We start from the raw sequence: 18,545 nt of genomic DNA, 5'->3' as shown, positions 1-18,545 counted from the left end.
TATTATCTGACTATGATGAAATTAAAAAATACGTACACCCTGTTTTGCATTTTATTTTTAGGAGTTACTTTTGCATTGCGAGCACAAGTAAAATCTGAAAATATTGTAACAGGAACGGTAGTGGATGCTGCTAGCAAAGAAGAATTAGCGGGGGTTAACGTTCGAGTAGGAACCTTTGCATCTACACTAACCGATAAAACTGGTAAGTTCTCAATTAAAGTACCAGACGGAAGAGCAACCCTAACTGTGAGCAGTCCTAATTACCAAATAAAAGAGGTAGCTTTAAGAGGGCGTAAAAATGTAGCAATAGCAATTTATGGTAACGATTTTGAATCGTACTATAACAATGCCAATATGCCTACGGGACATCAATCAAAAGCTTCAATTACAAGCGCTATTGATACTAAACAAGGATCTATAGCCGTACCTAAGGAATCTGTTGCCAACATAATTAATGGTGAATTAAGTGGCACACGTGCAATCATGCGTTCTGGTGTTCCTGGTATTGGAGCTAATATTTTTATTAGAGGTTATAATACATTAAACGGATCTACACAACCATTAATTGTTGTAGATGGTATGATGATTGAAACAAACACCTTTGCAAACAATACTTTAATAAATGGTTATAGTTATGATCCTTTATCAGATTTAAACCCTAAAGATATTGCCAGCATTACCGTTATTAAAGACGCGGCCTCTATTTACGGCTCTAGAGGTGCTAATGGTGTAATATTAATAGAAACTAATAAAACGGTTGACGTTTCAACTAAAATAGATTTTTATGTTCAAGGTGGTTTAAATTTTGCACCAAAGAATCTTCCGATGATGAACAGTAACCAGTACAGAACGTATTTATCCGACCAATTAAATAATTCAGGTTTATACACGAGCAACCAAATAGCTAATAGACCTTACTTTAATGAAAATCCTGCTTTTCAAGATTACCAAAAATATCATAACGAAACCGACTGGCAAAAAGAAATATTCAGCAATGATTATGTAAACGAATATTATTTTAGAGTAACAGGTGGAGATGAAGTTGCAAAATATGGTTTATCTGTAGGGTATTCAACTAATGAAGGTGTAGTTGCTAATGCGGATTTTAACAGGTTTACATCACGTTTTAATGCAGACGCTAACATTACTGAAAGGTTATCGTTAAACACCAATTTAAGTGTAAGTTATACAACACGCAATTTATTTGATGATGGATTGTACAGTACTTCACCAATTTATTCGGCACTTAATAAGTCGCCATTTTTAGCGCCATTTGTACCTAATGCAGATGGTGTTGTAACAGATATTTATGAAGATATAGATGCTATAGGTGGTTTTAGTAACCCAACCGCTATTTCGGATAATGCTACTTTTCAAGCTAAAAATTATAACCTTTACGGACTTTTTGATTTTGGATATAAAATCTCAAATAAAGTAAACATCCACTCTTTATTTGGTGCCAATTATATTAAAAACAGACAGAATGTGTTTTTACCAGATTTAGGTCTTTCTACAGAGTATAACGAATATGGTGATGCACAGAATAGAACATCAAAAGTGAATGCAGAAAGTTTATTCGCATTCTATAATGATACGAGATTAAACTACAAAAACACGATAAATGGTATTCACGATTTTTCTTTAAGTCTTGGGTTCCGTTATCATACTAATAGTTATGAAAATTCATATTCTACAAGTGGAAATTCTGCAGATGATCAATTTACATCTTTAGAAAGTGGTAACAGATTAACGTACGTTACATCAGGAAGTATTGGGAATTGGAACTATGCTTCTATTTACGGGAGTGCTAATTATGGATTCTTGAATAAATACTTTGTTAGCTATAATATTTCTGCCGATGCATCTTCTCGTTTTGGAGACGATAAGCCCGTAGGTGTTTTTCCTGCACTTGGTGCCGGGTGGTTAATTTCATCAGAAAATTTCATGGCTAAAAATACAGCTATAGATAAATTGAAATTACGCGCCAGTTATGGTTTAACTGGTAACGATGGTATTGGTAATTACAATGCAGAATCTTACTTTGTTTCTACAAGATTTTTAGAAGGTGCAGGTCTTGTAAGTGGCAATATTGCAAACAGTTCTATAAGATGGGAAGAAACTACAAAAGCAAACGTAGGATTAGATGTTGGTTTGTTTAATGAACGTTTATCTTTTAGTGTCGATTATTTTAATAACGTAACAGATGGTTTACTTAATAACACTGAATTAAGCCCTGTTTATGGATATGAAAATTATATAAGTAACGACGGTAAGCTAAAAAACACGGGTGTAGAATTTAGTGTAAATGCACGTGTAATGAATACACCTAATTTTAGTTGGGATATTGGAGGTAATATTTCTAGATATAAAAATGAAATTACTTCAATTCCTGGTGATAGACAAATTATTAATGTTGAAGGTTTAAATGCAACTATTTTAAACCAAGAAGGAAGCGCATTAGGATTGTTTTACGGTTACAAAACAGATGGTATTTATAACAATGCAGCCGAAGCTACTGCCGATGGTTTGCTTTGGAGAGATTTTGCAGGATTTAATCAGCCATTCGTAGCTGGAGATGTGAGATTTGTTAATGCAAACGCTTCAGATAATGTTATTAATGAAGATGATAGAGTTGTTATTGGAGACCCTAATCCAGATTTTACAGGAATGGTTTACAATAAATTCGTATACAAAAAAATTGCACTGTCAGCTATATTCTCATTTAGCCAAGGTAATGATGTTTATAATGCATTAAGATGGAAAACAGAGTCTATGGATGGTTTAGCTAACCAAAGTTTAGCAACGGTAAACCGCTGGACAGTTGATAACCAAAACACCAATATCCCACGAGCTGTATATGGAGACGCTGTTGGAAACTCAAGATTTTCAGATAGATGGATAGAAGATGGTTCTTACATTCGCCTTAAAACAATCACTTTATCATATACGCCAGATATATTTAACGCTACGTTTTATGTTACAGCAAATAACATACTTACAATAACCGATTATTTAGGTTATGATCCTGAGGTAAGTGCATCTCAAGTAAGTTATTTACAAGGTATAGATGCTGGTTTTACGCCACAATATAGTTCTGTACTAATTGGTGTTAGATTAGGACTATAATTTTATTGAATATGAAGATTGAAATCATTAAAAGAAAACAAATGAAACAGTATATAAATATTATTTTAAGCCTACTTTTCGCTTCAACGCTATTTACTTCATGTGAAAGTCTTTTAGACGTTTCTCCGGAAGAAGTTTTGTTAGAAGAAGATTATTTGGGCGATGACAAACTTGATGCGAGGTCGGCTTTATTCGGAGTGCTATCTCAAATGCAAGAAATTACAGGACAGTATATCGTTTTGGGAGAAATGAGAGCCGATTTGGTAGATGTGACAGACAATGCAGAAGATGACATCAGACAAATAAGTACGCACAACATAAACCCAAACAATAAATACATAAACCCAACGGTACTATTTTCTATAATCAACAATTGTAATTTTGCCTTAAACGGTATTGATACCGAAGCTTATGATGGGATTTTGCAAGATGATTATGCATCTATTATGCGAATTAGAACATGGGCGCAGATGCAAATTTTAATAAACTACGGTGAGCTTCCTTACATTACTAAGCCAATTGCTAGTACTCAAGATTTAAAAGAAAACTATCCTTTGCTTACGTTTGAAGAAGCGATTGTTCAATTAATTCAAAATTTAGAATCGGTAGCAGGTATAGAAAATGTTACTAAATATGAAAACTCATTAGGGTATAATATTTTTAGTATGATACCAGATAACGATGTGCTTTTGGGCGATTTACATTTATGGGGTGGAAACTATGTTATGGCAGCAACCTATTACAAAACTTTTTTAGATAAAAATATCATTTCTGGTGCTAGCTATAATTTAACATCAAATACCGTAACGACCACCTTAAGTGGAGGGAATTATACGGTATCAACTGGTTGGCCTTTAATTTTCCTTTCTCAATCAGTAGTAAACAACGAAGTAATCAATTACACGGCGTTTAGCGATCAATACAGACAGCCAAACAGTAGCTATCAAGTTCTTGTTAATCAAATGAAAGCTTCAGATTTAGCTATTTCAAACTGGGATTCTCAGTTTAAAAGCTATTTAGGTGCGCCATATTCTGGAGGAGAAGGAGATAATAGAACTATAAACGGTCTTAGTTCTTACTATAGTTTGCGCGAAGTTCCTACAATTGCTAAATATCAATATGACTATTTTATTTGGAATCGCGCTGCAAGAGTGTATCTTAGATATGCTGAGGCTATTAATTATGCGGGTCATCCAGAGCAAGCGCTGGCTGTTGTTAATGGTATTTTCAATTCTACCACCACTCCAACAACTTCAAATTCACCATTTTTAAATAATCCTGAAAGTTATTTAAACTTTCCTACAGGCACGTATTATATAGCAAACTCTAGTGGTGTTATTACCGCAGGTAATCAAGGTATAAGAGGAAGGGTTGATGTAGCGCCGAGAAGTGTAGATTTTACTTTAAGTGAAGATGAAATCAAGGAAGCTGTTGGGCAAATAATTTTGGAAGAAACGGCATTGGAATTGGCTTTTGAAGGTACTAGATGGGAAGATTTGATGCGTTTTGCTTATCGTAAAGGAGACCCAAGCGTTGTTGCAGATGCTGTGGCAAGTAAGTTTGCTTCGGCAGGTGATGCAAGTACAGCAACTACTGTTCAACAAAAATTAATGAATCCGGATAACTGGTTTTTACCATTAACAATTCCAGATAATTTTAAACCAACTACTGATTAAGCTAAATAAGTTTATTCATAACATAAAAAACGTCACTCGAAAGTAAATTTTGAGTGACGTTTTTGTTTTTACAAGGAGTGATTTTTTACTAATTGAATCTAGAGCATCAAAACCATTCAAAATAATCAATAGTTCTACTACTTATTATTGTTATGCATTAATTACAACCCGTGATATTTATATTGATTATTTCCTTGGGTAGAATAACTTTCCAGTAATATTTTTATTTAGTGTAAAACGACTATTATGTGTACGCCACTTTTAAGCATTACAGAGGCTGATTTCTTTTTAACCTTTTTGTTGTTTAAAGACACTTTTGAAGCATTTTTAGGCTTTGTGAATTCGGCTTGCATTCCGTCCGGAATCGTTATTTTATAAACTGTTTTATTATCCTCTTTTTTGTGTTCAGCATAAATAAAACCTTTTTTTGTAGGTACTTTTATTTCAGAAAATGCTAAATCACCCAATTTGGGATCTATTGTAGCTGTTTCAAATCCAGGTGTTTTTGGTCTTATTCCCCACATAAAGCGAGTTATGGCATTTAAGGGGGCGGTTCCCCAAGCATGGTTCCAGTCGGAATTTGGTTTATATTTCATATCCCAAGCTTCCATAGTCATGGTCGATCCAACTTTTATCATATTCCACCAGTTGCGATCGCCAATGGTATCGCTTATTAAGGCCGATGCATATTTTTCTTCGTTGTATTTATATAAACCTTCCAATAAATATTGCGCTCCATAAACGCTACATGCCATGCCTCTCGATTTCACAAATTCAGTAACTGTTTTTATGTGTTTTTCAGGAACCAAATCAAACGCTAAGGGTAGCATATTGGCGTGTAATGAAGAATGAGTAGAGGTTTCTCCATCTAAATAGTACCCTTTTTCATGGTTAAATAATTTAGAATTTATAGCTTCTTTAACCTTTTCTGCTTTGTTTTTAAACAAAATGGCATCACCCGAATTGTTGAGAGCCGTTGCGATGTCTGCCATTAAAATTAAATTGTAATAATAAAAAGAATTAACAACAGTGTTCACAGGTACAATTTCATAACCATCGCGTTCTCCTTCCGGTCTAGCTACTTTCCAACCGGTATCTTTTTGTGCACCTGGCCAATCGATGATATCTTGTATTTGTTTATCGCCTTTTTTAAAACCTAACTTAGCAACTAAAGCTTCATCTAGATTTGGGGATTTTGAACTGATTAATCCATCAGCACGCTCTAAATCCATCAACATTTTTAGTTTCAGGTTTTCGTAATGCGCTTTTAATGGTTCCACATCACCAGTATACATATAATCCGCATGAAACATTAATACGGTGTGTAATAACCACTCTGTTGGCCATGTAGGGTTATCTATAAAATAAGCATTAGTTCGTCTTGCTATGGTATATTCATTGTCAACACTATAATGGCTCAACTGGTTAATATACGCGTCGGCTTCATAAGGAATGCGTTCTCGGTCGCCATCAACATAATATCCCATAAAACTTGTGGCTTTAATGGTGTGTTTACAAAGCTGCCAAATAGAATCCATTATTTTATTAGACGACGAAAAAGAACTCGCATTATCGTTAAACTTATAATGAATGGCTTTTTGTGAAATTGTAAGATTCTCAATAGGAACTTTTAAGTTTTCAATCTCCAGATATCTGAAAGGCATAATAATACCTATTTCCTTTGGTAATTTAATAGCATTAGGACCTGTATTTCTTTTGTCTGCTTTAAGTTGAAGTGTGGTAGGTTGGTTTGCGGGTAAATTATTTATGGTTACTTCCTGAAAACGAATGGTGCCTCCGGGGTTTCTGTCTATTTTATTAGGAAGTTCTAGTTTTTCTCCTAAACGTAATATGATGGAATCGGAATGTTTGGTTTTTGAAGTGATTTCAATATTACCAAAAAAAGCTTTGCCAAAATCGATAAAATAGTGACCATCTCCTATTTTTGAGATTTTTTGTGGATTAATTAGTGAGGTTTTTATTTCGAATTCTTCGGCTTTATTTTGAGCTTTAATTTGAGTTGCGGCAAGTGTTAGGGAGAGTAATAGGATGTATTTCTTCATTGAAAATTAATTTTGTTAAAAATAAGAACAGCTTGCTAAATGAGCAAGCTGTTTCATAATTATACTGAATATTTGGCTTTTATTTAGTAAAAAGCAGGACTATTCACAATAGTGTTGTGGTACATGGCATCTAATCCCATTTGAATGCAGATGGCAGTGTTAGCGCCGGTAACAACATCAGAAATTGGTTTTTTATTATTTATGATGCTATCTCTAAAATCAATAAGTGCCTGTTCACTAGGTTCTGTATGTTCTAATTCAATAGGGTAGCCTAAAGCTTTATCAAATTTAGAAGTTGCTCCAGAAACACCATCAACAATGCCTAGTTCTTTTTTCTTTCCGCCTTCCGGATAAAACCAAGCCTTTGTGTAATCTAAAATAATGGTGCCTTTATCTCCCATTACTTTTATTTGGTAACCGTCTTTAGCATTACTTGTAAGACATGTAAATTTTGCTTTTACACCACTTGGGTAATTGTATATTAAATGAATATTGTCGTAAGTTTCACGTCCATCTTTGTAATAGTCAATACCGCCAGTTCCCATTACTTGGTTTGGCTTCTCACCTAAAACCCAACTAGCAAAATCTATTTGGTGTGAAGAAAGTTCAGCTATTAAACCACCGGAATATTCACGATACATTCGCCAATTAATTAGTCTTTCCAACTCTGGACTAGATACGGGACGCCTCCAATTTCCATGGCGATTCCATTGACAATCAAAAGCCACTATTTTACCTAACTTTCCACTTTTAATAAGTTCCACTACATGGGTGTAAAGTCTAGAACTATGATATTGATGTCCCGTTTGAAATATCGTATGCGATTGGTTTACTTTTTTAACCAAATTATGAATGCCATCATAACCTTTTGCCATTGTTTTTTCACAATACACATGTTTGCCAGCATCTAGTGCATCCATAGCTACCTGTGAGTGTAAATTAAATGGTGTTGATACTAAAATGGCATCGATATCTTTATTGTCTAGCAACGCTCTATAATCACTATAACCTTTGGCTTTGCCCTTTACCCTGTTTAGTCCGTTTTCTAGTCTAAAAGGTAAAATATCGGAACAGGCAATAACGTTAAAGTTATTAATTTTATTAATGTTAGAAATCATTCCAGTGCCGCGATCACCAGTTCCTATAATGCCAATATTTAAGGTGTCATTTGCATTTTTAAAATCAAGAACATTTCCAAATGCTAAAGCAGAAGTTGACACAGCTGCAGTAGCCAAGGAGCTCTTGATTATAAAGTCTCTTCTTTTCATGTTTGTTTAATTCTTTTATTCCCGCAAATTATAGCTTTATCTATTAGATTTGCGGGACTATTTTGTGTGAAGATACGTTTTAAAATCTAAATTTTAAACTGGTTTAATTTCCCATCCTGGTTCATAAGTTCTAGACCATAATTTCATAGCTTCTCGGTTATAGATGCGCCCTGTATTTTCATCAACTTCAAAGGAAGCATTGATTCTAGAAGCAATATTGGCGTAATGTGTTAACATTTGGCTAATGGCGCCTTGCTCAATAGGTGAGGTTTGCTCAGCTTTGCCTCTAATAGCATCAAAAAAGTTGCGTGTATGTGCAGCCGAAAGTTGTCCGCCGCCACCAAGCGCATTACCATCTTCTATGCCGGGTACAACATTTTCCTTAATAAGAGCACCTTTTAAGTCGTATAATTTATAGCCGTTGCGGTCTATAAAAACGGAACCGTTAGAGCCGTAAATTAAAGTACCTCTTCCTGCACCATATTTGTCGTAACCATTTCTGCTACGCCCATCCCATTGTATGCTTCTGTTTCCAGCAAATCGGAAGGTTGCTTCCATGGTGTCGTACATTTCCCAACCATCATCTTTATAATGGAATTTTCCAGATTTCACTTCAACATGTTCAGGATATTTAACATCTAAAGCCCAACGAGCAATATCTAATTCGTGGGTGGCGTTGTTCCCCATTTCTGCAGTACCATAATCCCAGCCATACCAATGCCAGTTATAATCCCAAGTATTGTCGGTATAGGCGCGTCTTGGAGCAGGACCTTGGAATAACTCCCAATCTAATCCTTCGGGCGGAGCCGCTTTTGTTTGGTGTGGTACAGGACCACGTTTGCTAGTATAAAATGCAATGGCATTATATACATCACCAATAATGCCACCATGAATTTCTTTAATAATTTCTTGCGATTGTAATGAGGAACGCTGTTGGTTACCCATTTGCACCACTTTGTTATATTTTTTTTGGTATGCGATTAATAATTCGCCTTCTTCTAAATTGTGGCTACACGGTTTTTCTAAATAAACATGTTTGTCCGCTTGCATGGCCATACAGGCTCCAGGTGCGTGCCAATGGTCTGGAGTCGCCATAAAAATGGCGTCTACATTTTTATCGTTTATGATGTTTCTAATGTCGTTTTCTAACTTTGGTTTGTAATTGATTTTTGATGAAAGGTTAGCAGCAGCCTTGTCGCGCTGACTTTTCATTACATCACATAAATAGCTTATTTCTATATTGTTTTTCTTATCGATAATTGGAGGTAGAAAAGCCCCATAACGTCTTCCTAAACCTTGTAAGGCAACATGTATTCTATCGTTTGAACCTATTATTTTTGAATAACTTTTAGCTGTCATAGCATTTGCGCTATTGGAAACCAGTGTAGCACCTAAAGCACCTAAAGCTGTTTTTTTTATAAAATCTCTTCTGTTTGAACTCATAATTCTGTTTAGTCTTTAGTTGTTAAATGCACGGATTTTTATGTTTTTAAATGATACTAAATCACCGTGGTCTTGTAATAAAATTTGCCCTTTATCCAATTCACCGAATTTATTCCATTTGGCATATTTACTTTCAGATACTAGCTTTCTGTAGTCATCACTTTTTCTTTCGTATTCTAGTACTTTTACACCGTTTAACCAATGTTCTACATGGTTGTTTTTAGAAGAAATATAGGCCGTATTCCATTCGCCAACTGGATTGATAGGTTTGTTTACGTCGGCTTTAATTAAATCGTATAATGAACTTACCGTTCTGCTGCCTTCATGGTTTCCTAATTTAGCATCTGGATGTAAATCGTCATCTAAAATTTGATATTCTAAACCAATGGAAGAACCTTCACCTTTATTAATTTCAGTATCTACGTAGTATTTGATACCGCTGTTAGCACCAGGGGTTACTTTAAAATCTAATGATAATTCAAAGTCGCCATATAATTCGGTCGTAACAATATCGCCACCATTTCTGGCTTCGCCACCCCCTGAAGATAAAACACTTAGTACTCCATCTTTAATTTCCCAACCTTGTTCAGGGAATTTATCCAATTTAGCACCTTTCCAACCATTGGTTGTTTCACCATCCCACAATAACTTCCAGCCTTTTTTAGCCTCGTCTACAGTTAATTGGTTTTTTGTTATGGTCGGTTTTAATGGTGTTTTTTGAGCATACTTTGCAACATTGTCAGTAATAATTTTTATGTCTTTCCAAATAATTTCCGTGCCTTCTGTCATATCGGGTTTAATGCTATGAACTTGTAAAGAAATAAAACCGCTGGCCGTTTTTTCGTCTATTAAATGGGTAGCAGGAACACCGTTTATCCATGTTTTAATGGTGTCTCCAATGGCCTCAATGCGGTAATGGTTCCAATCATTTTGTTTAAATGCTTTTTGTGCTTCCGGATTATTGTCTAGGGTGGTTAACCAACCGCGTCTAGCTTCGTCATAAACACCGGCGCTCCAAGCACGTTCAGAAGGATCGATTTCTACTTGATATCCATGAACACGCCCTTCTTTATAATGCGGGAAACTATTGCTTCGAATTTGAATCCCAGAATTCATACTCGGGTCTACTTTAAAACTTAATTCTAAGATGAAATCGGAGTAACTTTTATCGGTGGTTAAAAATGAATTTGGAGTATTGTGTACCGTTGTGCCTACTATAGCACCGTCTTTAACTGTGTACTTTGCTTCACCTCCTAATTGATGCCAGCCCTCTAGCGATTTTCCATCAAATAAATTAACCCAAGGTGTGGTGTCTTCAGGGCTATTCTTGCAACTTAAAAAAAGAGTGACGCTAAATAAAAGCAGCATGTTTTTTAATAATAATGATTTTTTCATTTCAAATTTTAGTTTAATTATAATGTACTAAGATACTTTTTTTTAGGGTTTTTAGCATGGATTAATCCTTCAAAACCATGGATTTTTCAATAATTAACTAAGTTGAATTTTTAAGAGAAGTTAAGTGTCTTTTTAGTTCAATTTATTTATAAATAGGTAGTTAAACGAATGTAATATTTTATCTGCGGTAATGAAAATGTCCATGTTTCAGAATAAATCATCCATTTGCAACTATTTCATTAATGTTAGATTAGCGGTAATTAAACTAAAACCGAATAAGCATGATTAAACTAAAACTCTTATTGATAGCCTTAGTGTTAGGCTTTTCAAGTAACTCCTGGGCACAAGGAAAAGTGTCGGGTGTAGTAACAGATGGTCAAAACATTCCCATACCAGGGGTTAATGTTATTGTAAAAGGAACCTCTATAGGTACAGCAACTGATTTTGATGGGAAATATCAAATTAATGCTAAAAAAGGAGATGTGTTAGTGCTCTCGTACCTTGGTTTTCAAACTAAGGAGGTAACATACAATGGGCAACCTTCACTAAATATTAAATTAACCGAAGATACTTCTCAGCTTGATGAGGTTGTAGTAATTGGTTATGGATCTGTAAAAAGAAGTGATTTAACTGGTGCAGTAGAGTCGTTAGATACAAAAGCGCTAACCGAACAAAAGAAAACCGATCTAGGTCAGGCATTGCAAGGACGCGTTGCCGGGGTTGATGTTAGGACGACTAATAATAAACCAGGTGCCCCATTGTCTATAGATATTAGAGGGAATACAGTTATTCAAAATACAAATGAAACACGTGATGGATTAAGCGATAACCTTGATGATGATTTATCAGCACCATTGTTTGTTGTTGATGGCGTTTTCTTCGACGACATCAATATATTAAACCCTGCTGATATTCAACAAATGGATATTTTAAAAGATGCTTCTGCAACAGCAATTTATGGGGCTAGAGGTGCAAATGGTGTGGTGATCATTACTACCAAAAATGGTATTGAAGGAAAAACAATTTTTACCTATGAAGCGACCATGGGAATAAATTCGGCTACCAATATACCAGATATGTATAATGGCGATGAATATGTTCAGTTTGTTGAAGATGCATTAAGAGCAAACGCCTGGAGAGGTTTATTTAAGCCTACTGCGACACCTCCTGTTTTTCCAACTGTTGACGACTATAATAATTTAACGGTGGATATGTCTAGCGATATCATACCTAGTAATGGTGAGGCAGATAATGCAGCGAACCGTAGGTATACAGATTGGCAGAATGACTATATAAAAACAGGTATTCAAACTAGCCATAACTTAGGAATGTCTGGAGGTACAAATGGCTTAACCTATAACGGCTCGCTAGGTTATTTAAGTAATGAAGGTATTATGGGAATTGAAGGATTTGAGCGTTATAATTTAAGTATGTCCTTAACCAAAAAAGTATCCGATAAGTTTACAGTAGGTTTAAAATCATATTTAGCTTTATCTGAAAGAGAAACGGGGAGTAACGAGTTATTTAGGAGTACTTTGCGTTTAGCTCCTACGTTAAGTTCTCGTGATGAGGATGGTAATATCATAATGTTTCCAGATGCTTCAGATGGTCGTTTTACAAATCCGTATTACGAAGCGTATGAAGATGCATGGTTAAACAATACAAGAACATTAAATGTTATAGCTAATGTTTTTTTAAATTATCAACCTACGGAATGGATTAGTTTCAAAACCCAGTTTTCACCAAATATTAGAAACAGACGCCAAGGTCAACAATTTGGATTATTAACAAAATCAGCATACAATCTTGCAAGTAGAACAAGAGCATATTATGATACTTACTTTGATACATCCTATACATGGGATAACACTGTAGATTTTAATTTTGATCTGGCAGAAGGTCATAATTTAAAAGCAACATTAATATCATCTGTATATTACAATCAAAATGAAGGTTCAAATATTGAAGTTTGGGGGTTTGATACCGATGCTTATAAGTTTTACAACACAACCGCAAGTACAGATGTTAGAAATTACGCAACCCACTTTCAAAAGGAAACTCTGTCGTCTTTTGCAGGAAGGTTAAATTATAACTTATTGGACAAATATTTGTTCACTTTTACTGGAAGGTATGATGGGTCTTCCATGTTGGCAGTAGGGCATAAATGGGCTTTCTTTCCATCGGCCGCTTTTGCATGGAAAGCAAGCGATGAAGCTTTTTTACAAGATACCGATTGGTTAAGCAATCTTAAATTACGCTTAAGTTATGGTGAATCTGGAAATAAAGGCTCACTATCACCTTATGCTACTTTAGCATTTTTAGAAAGATACGATTATATATATGGTAACACACATACCAATGGATTAAAAGTAAGCGGGTTACCAAATTACGATTTAACATGGGAACGTTCTAAGGAGGTTAATATAGGTTTGGATTTAGCTGTGTTAGATAATAGAATTCGCTTAGGGCTAGAACTATATAACAAAAAGACCGTTGACGCTATTCTTGATAAAACTTTATCTGCTATTACAGGCTTTAGTGGGGCTGTTGGAAACTTTGGGTCCGTAAGAAACAGAGGTGTAGAGATAACATTAAATACGGTGAACATACAAACTAATAATTTTAAATGGACAACTAATTTGAATTATGCTAGAAACAAAAATGAAATTTTAGAGCTAGATGGTTTGGATAAAATACCTTATGGGAATCATGGTGTACGTCAAATAGGGCAACCTGTTGATGCTATTTATGCCAGACAAATAGATGGTATTTGGCAATTAGATGAAGCTGCAGAAGCTTATGCATTTGATGGTAGTTACCCAGGGATGTATAAATATAAAGATGTAAATGAAGATGGAAAAGGAGATGATAATGATAGAACCGTAGTAGGGCAACTTTCACCCGATTGGATTGGTGGTATGACCAATACCTTTACTTATAAAAATTTCGATCTTTCAGTTCAAATGTATACCAGACAAGGTTCGTATGGTCATTCAGAATTTTACAACAATTTTGTGCCTTGGCAAAATGATGTTGCTAAATTCAATAAAGTTGATTTAGAATATTGGACTCCAAATAATCCTGATGCGCCGAATCCTGCCTTAAATTATGGAAGAACAGGAAATAATTATTACACCAGATACGATTTCGTTAAAATTGGAAATATAGGGGTAGGTTATTCATTTTCTAAAGCGGCATTGGATAAGCTTAAGATGTCTAGTTTAAGATTGACCTTAGATATTCAAAACCCGTTTACATTTACCGATTATGCAGGGCCAGACCCAGAAACAGGTTTGCAGAACTCGTACAATGCTGGTTATATGGTAAAAACAGTATTGTTTGGACTTAAATTATCTTACTAATTATAAATTTATTAAAAGATGAAAATATTTAAAAATATAAAACCAGTTATAGCATTATTAGCTTTGCCAATATTATTTAGTGCTTGTAACGACTATATTGAAGAAGAGTTTTACTCGGGTGTAACCAGCGAAAATTTTCTAAACGAAGATACAGCCGATCAACTTATCGTTGGGGTGTACGCTGCAACTAGAGCAGCATATAACAACCATTCTTACCGATATGCAGGTACCGATGTGTTTACGGTACAATCAGAGATTTTTTCGGTTTCAAGTGAAAATGATTATACTAGTTTTAATGCACCAACCACAAGTGGATTTTGGAATGCTCATTACCAGGTAATTGCGAAAGCCAACACGGCCATCAATAGATATGAAAACCAAATTAGCTGGAGTGCCAACAAACAAACGGAGAAAGCTTATGGAATCGCACAAGCTAGAGCTCTAAGAGCATTTGCCTTTTTTAATCTGGTAGAGCAATATGGGGGCGTACCATTGGAGTTGGAAGAGCCGCAAAGTATTAGAAATGACTACACCCGTGCAACGGAAGAAGCTACATACAAATTAATAATTGAAGAGCTAGAAGCAGCCATTCCAAATTTACTAGATGCTCCACAAACTGGACGATTTTCAAAACGTGCTGCGCAGCATCTACTATCTCAAGCGTATTTAACCAGAGCTTATAAAACCTATGCGTTACCTACCGATTTTCAAACGGCTGCCGATTTAGCTGTAGAAGCTATCGGTACATATGATATTAGAAGTCAGTCATTCCCACAGGTTTTTGCATATAACAATCAGGTAAATCCAGAAATTCTTTTTGCGGCACAATGGGGCGGCGCTATTGATGCAGATAGAGGTAATAATATGCACTCGCTATTTATGACGGCTGTTCAAGCATTACCAGGAATGACGGTAATAAATAAATACGGTAAGCCAGGAAATAATTTAATGCCTACACCTTATTTTTATTCATTGTTTGACGCCAATGATACAAGAGAAGACGCAACGATTCATAGAGTAATTTATGCCGATAAAGTAGATTTAGTGGGTACGGATAATATTGTGCCAGGCGACACTTTGGTTTATTTTCCAAAAGTTGCTTTAAGTACTGAAGAACTTCAGGACAAACTAAATCGTTATTGGGTTTATCAACCAGACCAATATTTATTTGGAAGACCTGCCGAAATTCCAGGTGTTAATTACTTATATACAAGAAATAACTTGTTTACAAACTTTCCTATATTTAAAAAGTTTGATGATGAAATCTTTTTTGAAGAAGGAGGTGGTGCAAGAGATGCCTTTATTTTTAGAGTTGCAGAAACGCACTTACTTGCAGCAGAAGCATTTTTTGGAGCAGGAAATTCTACGCAAGCGTTGTTTCACCTAAACCGCGTAAGAGAACGAGCAACGGGTGTTGCAAACCATTATACAACTATTGATTTAGATGTGATTTTAGAGGAACGCGCTTTAGAGTTAGCGGGTGAAGAAAATAGATGGGCTGTATTAAAACGCATGGGTAAATTAGAGGAAAGGATAAACCTATACAATCCACATGTAATTGATCATGGAGGCTTTGATGCAACAAAACATTTGTTACGTCCTATTCCTACGTTAGAGATTGATATTTCACCAAACACAATGACCCAGAACCCTAAGTATTAATAGCAAAATTTAAATTGATTGTTTAAAGTTAGTTAATTTGTTTTTTTTTATATGGGCAGACGAATATTTGTCTGCCTATATATTTTAAAAAGACTAACGTATTTGCTTGATTAAAATAAAGAATGACTGATAAATAAAAAATAATGAAGCTACACTACACCCTTAAAAGCAAAATAAGTATTATAAGTTTTGTGTTACTTTCGTTTTTATCGTGTAAAAACAAAGATAACTTTGTAGTTACCAACGATAAAATGGATGCTATAGATTACACATCCAAAGTATACCCACTATTAGATACCGAAAACTCAAGATGGTTTTTCTTTTCATCTGCTTGTCGGCCGTTTGGTATGGTAAATTTGAGTCCAGATACTCAAATTAGTAGCGATTGGGGCAGTGGTTATCGTTATAAAACCGATACAATTAAGGGGTTTAGCCATATTCATGCATGGCAGTTATCTGGCGTTTCTGTAATGCCAGTTACTATTTCAGAAAGCAATAAAAACTCCATATATAAAGATTTCTATTCTAAATTTAGTCATGATACCGAAAAAGTAGCTCCGGGATACCATTATGTGGAACTTGATAAATTTCAAATTAAAGCTGAATTAACCAGTACAACACGCGTTGGGTTTCATCGGTATTCATTTCCTGAAAATCAGCAAGCCTCTATTCTCTTCAATTTAAATAGCATGATGGGTACTTGTGAAAATGGAGATGGTGTTTTAAAAAAAGATGCTAGCAATGAACTTTCAGGTATGCTAGTTATGAAACCTACCCATAGACGTCCAAAACCTATTACACTTTATTTTAAAGTACTGTTGAATACAGATATTGCTTCCGTTTCCCAAGACCAGGAAACGGGTAATTATTTAGTTAATTTAAGCCCGACTAATGAACAGGTTTTAATGAAAGTTGGTATTTCGTATACATCCGTTGAGAATGCAGATAATAACATAAAAGCTGAATTGCCTCATTGGAATTTTGATGATGTAATAATCCAATCAAAAACTGAATGGAATGAATTACTAGGTAGAATTGCAGTGAAAGGCGGTACCGAAACCGACCAAAAAAGATTTTATACCGATTTATGGCATGCGCTGCAAGGACGTAGAATCATTAGCGATGTTAATGGTGCGTATCCAGACAATACGGGTCCACAATTTAGAAAAGGTCAAATACCTTTAGATGCTAATGGTAAGCCGAAATTCAATCATTATAACTCCGATTCTTTTTGGGGTGCACAATGGACTATCAATACACTTTGGGGACTTGTTTACCCTGAAATTATGGAAGATTTCACCCATTCTTTAATGCAATATTATAAAGATGGTGGATTAATTCCTAGAGGGCCTTCAGGAGGTAATTACACTTATGTTATGACGGGGGCTTCTTCCACGCCTTTTATCGTGTCCGCAATTCAAAGGGGTATCATAAAAGACGATTTAGAAGGTGTTTATCAAGCATTGAAAAAAAATCATATGCCTGGTGGGATTATGGAGAAGGCAGGCTACGAGCATACAACTAATGTGGGTGGAGGCCTAAAGTATTATATAAACAACGGTTATGTACCCTATCCAATTCCTGAAAAAAGCAGAGGGATTCATAAAGATGGAGCCAGTTTAACCTTGGAATATGCTTACCAAGATTGGACTTTAGCACAATTGGCTAAAAAATTAAATCATATGGAAGATTATGATTATTTCATCAAGCGTTCAAAGAATTATAAAAATGTTTTTGATGCTGAGGTAGGTTGGATAAGACCAAAAAATGTTGAAGGTGTTTGGAAAAAGGATTTTGATCCGTATCAAGTGGAAAATGGTTTTATAGAATCCAACGGCGCACAATCTACATGGTTTGTACCTCACGATTTACAAGGTTTAGCTGCTTTAATGGGTGGTGAAAAAATCGCAGTTGAAAAATTAAATAATCAATTCATTGAAGCCGAATCATTGGGTTTTACAGCTGGTAATTCACATGCACAAGAATTACATCCAGAGTATAGCAGAATACCAATTAACTTTGGCAATCAGCCTTCAATACAAACCTCTTTTGTGTTTAATCAATTAAACAGACCTGACCTCACACAGTTTTGGACTAGGAACGTGATTAAGAAAACCTTTAGTGGTTTGTCTCCAGCCACAGGCTACAATGGTGATGAAGACCAAGGGTTAATGGGAAGTTTAAATGTGCTAATGAAAATTGGGTTGTTTCAGATGAATGGCGGTACCGAAGAAGATCCAGAATATCAAATAGGAAGTCCCATTTTTGATGAGGTTAGCATTACCTTAAATCCGAAATATTTTTCAAATAATACGTTAACAATTAAAACAATTAACAATAATGATGCTAATATTTTTGTGAAAAAAGTAACTTTAAACGATAGTCCTGTGGAAGGCTATAAGATTAAACAAAGTGATGTTGTAAATGGCGGGGAGTTAATTTTAGAAATGACCAATAAGGTAAATAATAATTAAGACTAAATTAGAGAGTATTGGTTAGTTCTGCTAAATAAGGTAAAAGACTTTTAAATCATCTGTACTTTTCCGTTTG

The 18,545-nt window shown here is 35.1% G+C and carries 9 protein-coding genes; 5 read left to right on the top strand and 4 right to left on the bottom strand.

From position 1 onward, the window contains the following. Positions 1–12: 12 nt before the first annotated feature. Both ABYI63_RS09035 and ABYI63_RS09030 read left to right on the top strand, forming a co-directional pair. Positions 13–3,126: a SusC/RagA family TonB-linked outer membrane protein gene (locus ABYI63_RS09035; protein WP_372755667.1), complete on the top strand. Its 3,114-nt coding sequence runs from the start codon at positions 13–15 to the stop codon at positions 3,124–3,126. Between the two features lie 41 nt (positions 3,127–3,167). Further along, complete coding sequence (locus ABYI63_RS09030; RefSeq protein WP_372755665.1) at positions 3,168–4,802, top strand: RagB/SusD family nutrient uptake outer membrane protein; 1,635 nt, start codon at positions 3,168–3,170, stop codon at positions 4,800–4,802. A 227-nt stretch (positions 4,803–5,029) separates the two neighbouring features. Here the strand turns inward: ABYI63_RS09030 and ABYI63_RS09025 are convergent, their stop codons facing one another. From ABYI63_RS09025 to ABYI63_RS09010, 4 genes are all read right to left on the bottom strand, one after another. Beyond that, on the bottom strand, positions 5,030–6,865 hold the full coding sequence (locus ABYI63_RS09025; RefSeq protein ID WP_372755663.1) for a family 78 glycoside hydrolase catalytic domain: 1,836 nt from the start codon (positions 6,863–6,865) through the stop codon (positions 5,030–5,032). 83 nt (positions 6,866–6,948) lie between these two features. Continuing rightward, positions 6,949–8,133, bottom strand: coding sequence for a Gfo/Idh/MocA family protein (locus ABYI63_RS09020; protein WP_372755661.1), 1,185 nt, complete (start codon positions 8,131–8,133; stop codon positions 6,949–6,951). Between the two features lie 93 nt (positions 8,134–8,226). Next, positions 8,227–9,576 carry a Gfo/Idh/MocA family protein gene (locus ABYI63_RS09015; protein ID WP_372755659.1) on the bottom strand — a complete coding sequence of 450 codons (1,350 nt, stop codon included), beginning with the start codon at positions 9,574–9,576 and terminating at the stop codon, positions 8,227–8,229. A gap of 15 nt (positions 9,577–9,591) precedes the next feature. Beyond that, positions 9,592–10,944 (bottom strand): DUF1080 domain-containing protein, encoded by a 1,353-nt coding sequence (locus ABYI63_RS09010; protein ID WP_372755704.1) that lies wholly within the window; start codon positions 10,942–10,944, stop codon positions 9,592–9,594. A gap of 308 nt (positions 10,945–11,252) precedes the next feature. On the opposite strand from ABYI63_RS09010, the gene ABYI63_RS09005 reads away from it, so the two are divergent. The 3 genes from ABYI63_RS09005 to ABYI63_RS08995 all read left to right on the top strand — a co-directional run bounded on the left by ABYI63_RS09005 (position 11,253) and on the right by ABYI63_RS08995 (position 18,469). Next, on the top strand, positions 11,253–14,333 hold the full coding sequence (locus ABYI63_RS09005) for a SusC/RagA family TonB-linked outer membrane protein (RefSeq protein WP_372755657.1): 3,081 nt from the start codon (positions 11,253–11,255) through the stop codon (positions 14,331–14,333). Between the two features lie 18 nt (positions 14,334–14,351). Then, positions 14,352–15,995, top strand: coding sequence for a RagB/SusD family nutrient uptake outer membrane protein (locus tag ABYI63_RS09000; protein ID WP_372755655.1), 1,644 nt, complete (start codon positions 14,352–14,354; stop codon positions 15,993–15,995). Positions 15,996–16,138: 143 nt separating this feature from the next. Next, complete coding sequence (locus ABYI63_RS08995) at positions 16,139–18,469, top strand: GH92 family glycosyl hydrolase (protein ID WP_372755653.1); 2,331 nt, start codon at positions 16,139–16,141, stop codon at positions 18,467–18,469. Positions 18,470–18,545: the final 76 nt, after the last annotated feature.

This window comes from Mariniflexile sp. (assembly GCF_041583155.1).
Taxonomy (GTDB): domain Bacteria; phylum Bacteroidota; class Bacteroidia; order Flavobacteriales; family Flavobacteriaceae; genus Mariniflexile.
This window is presented reverse-complemented; position numbering and strand designations above follow the sequence as displayed.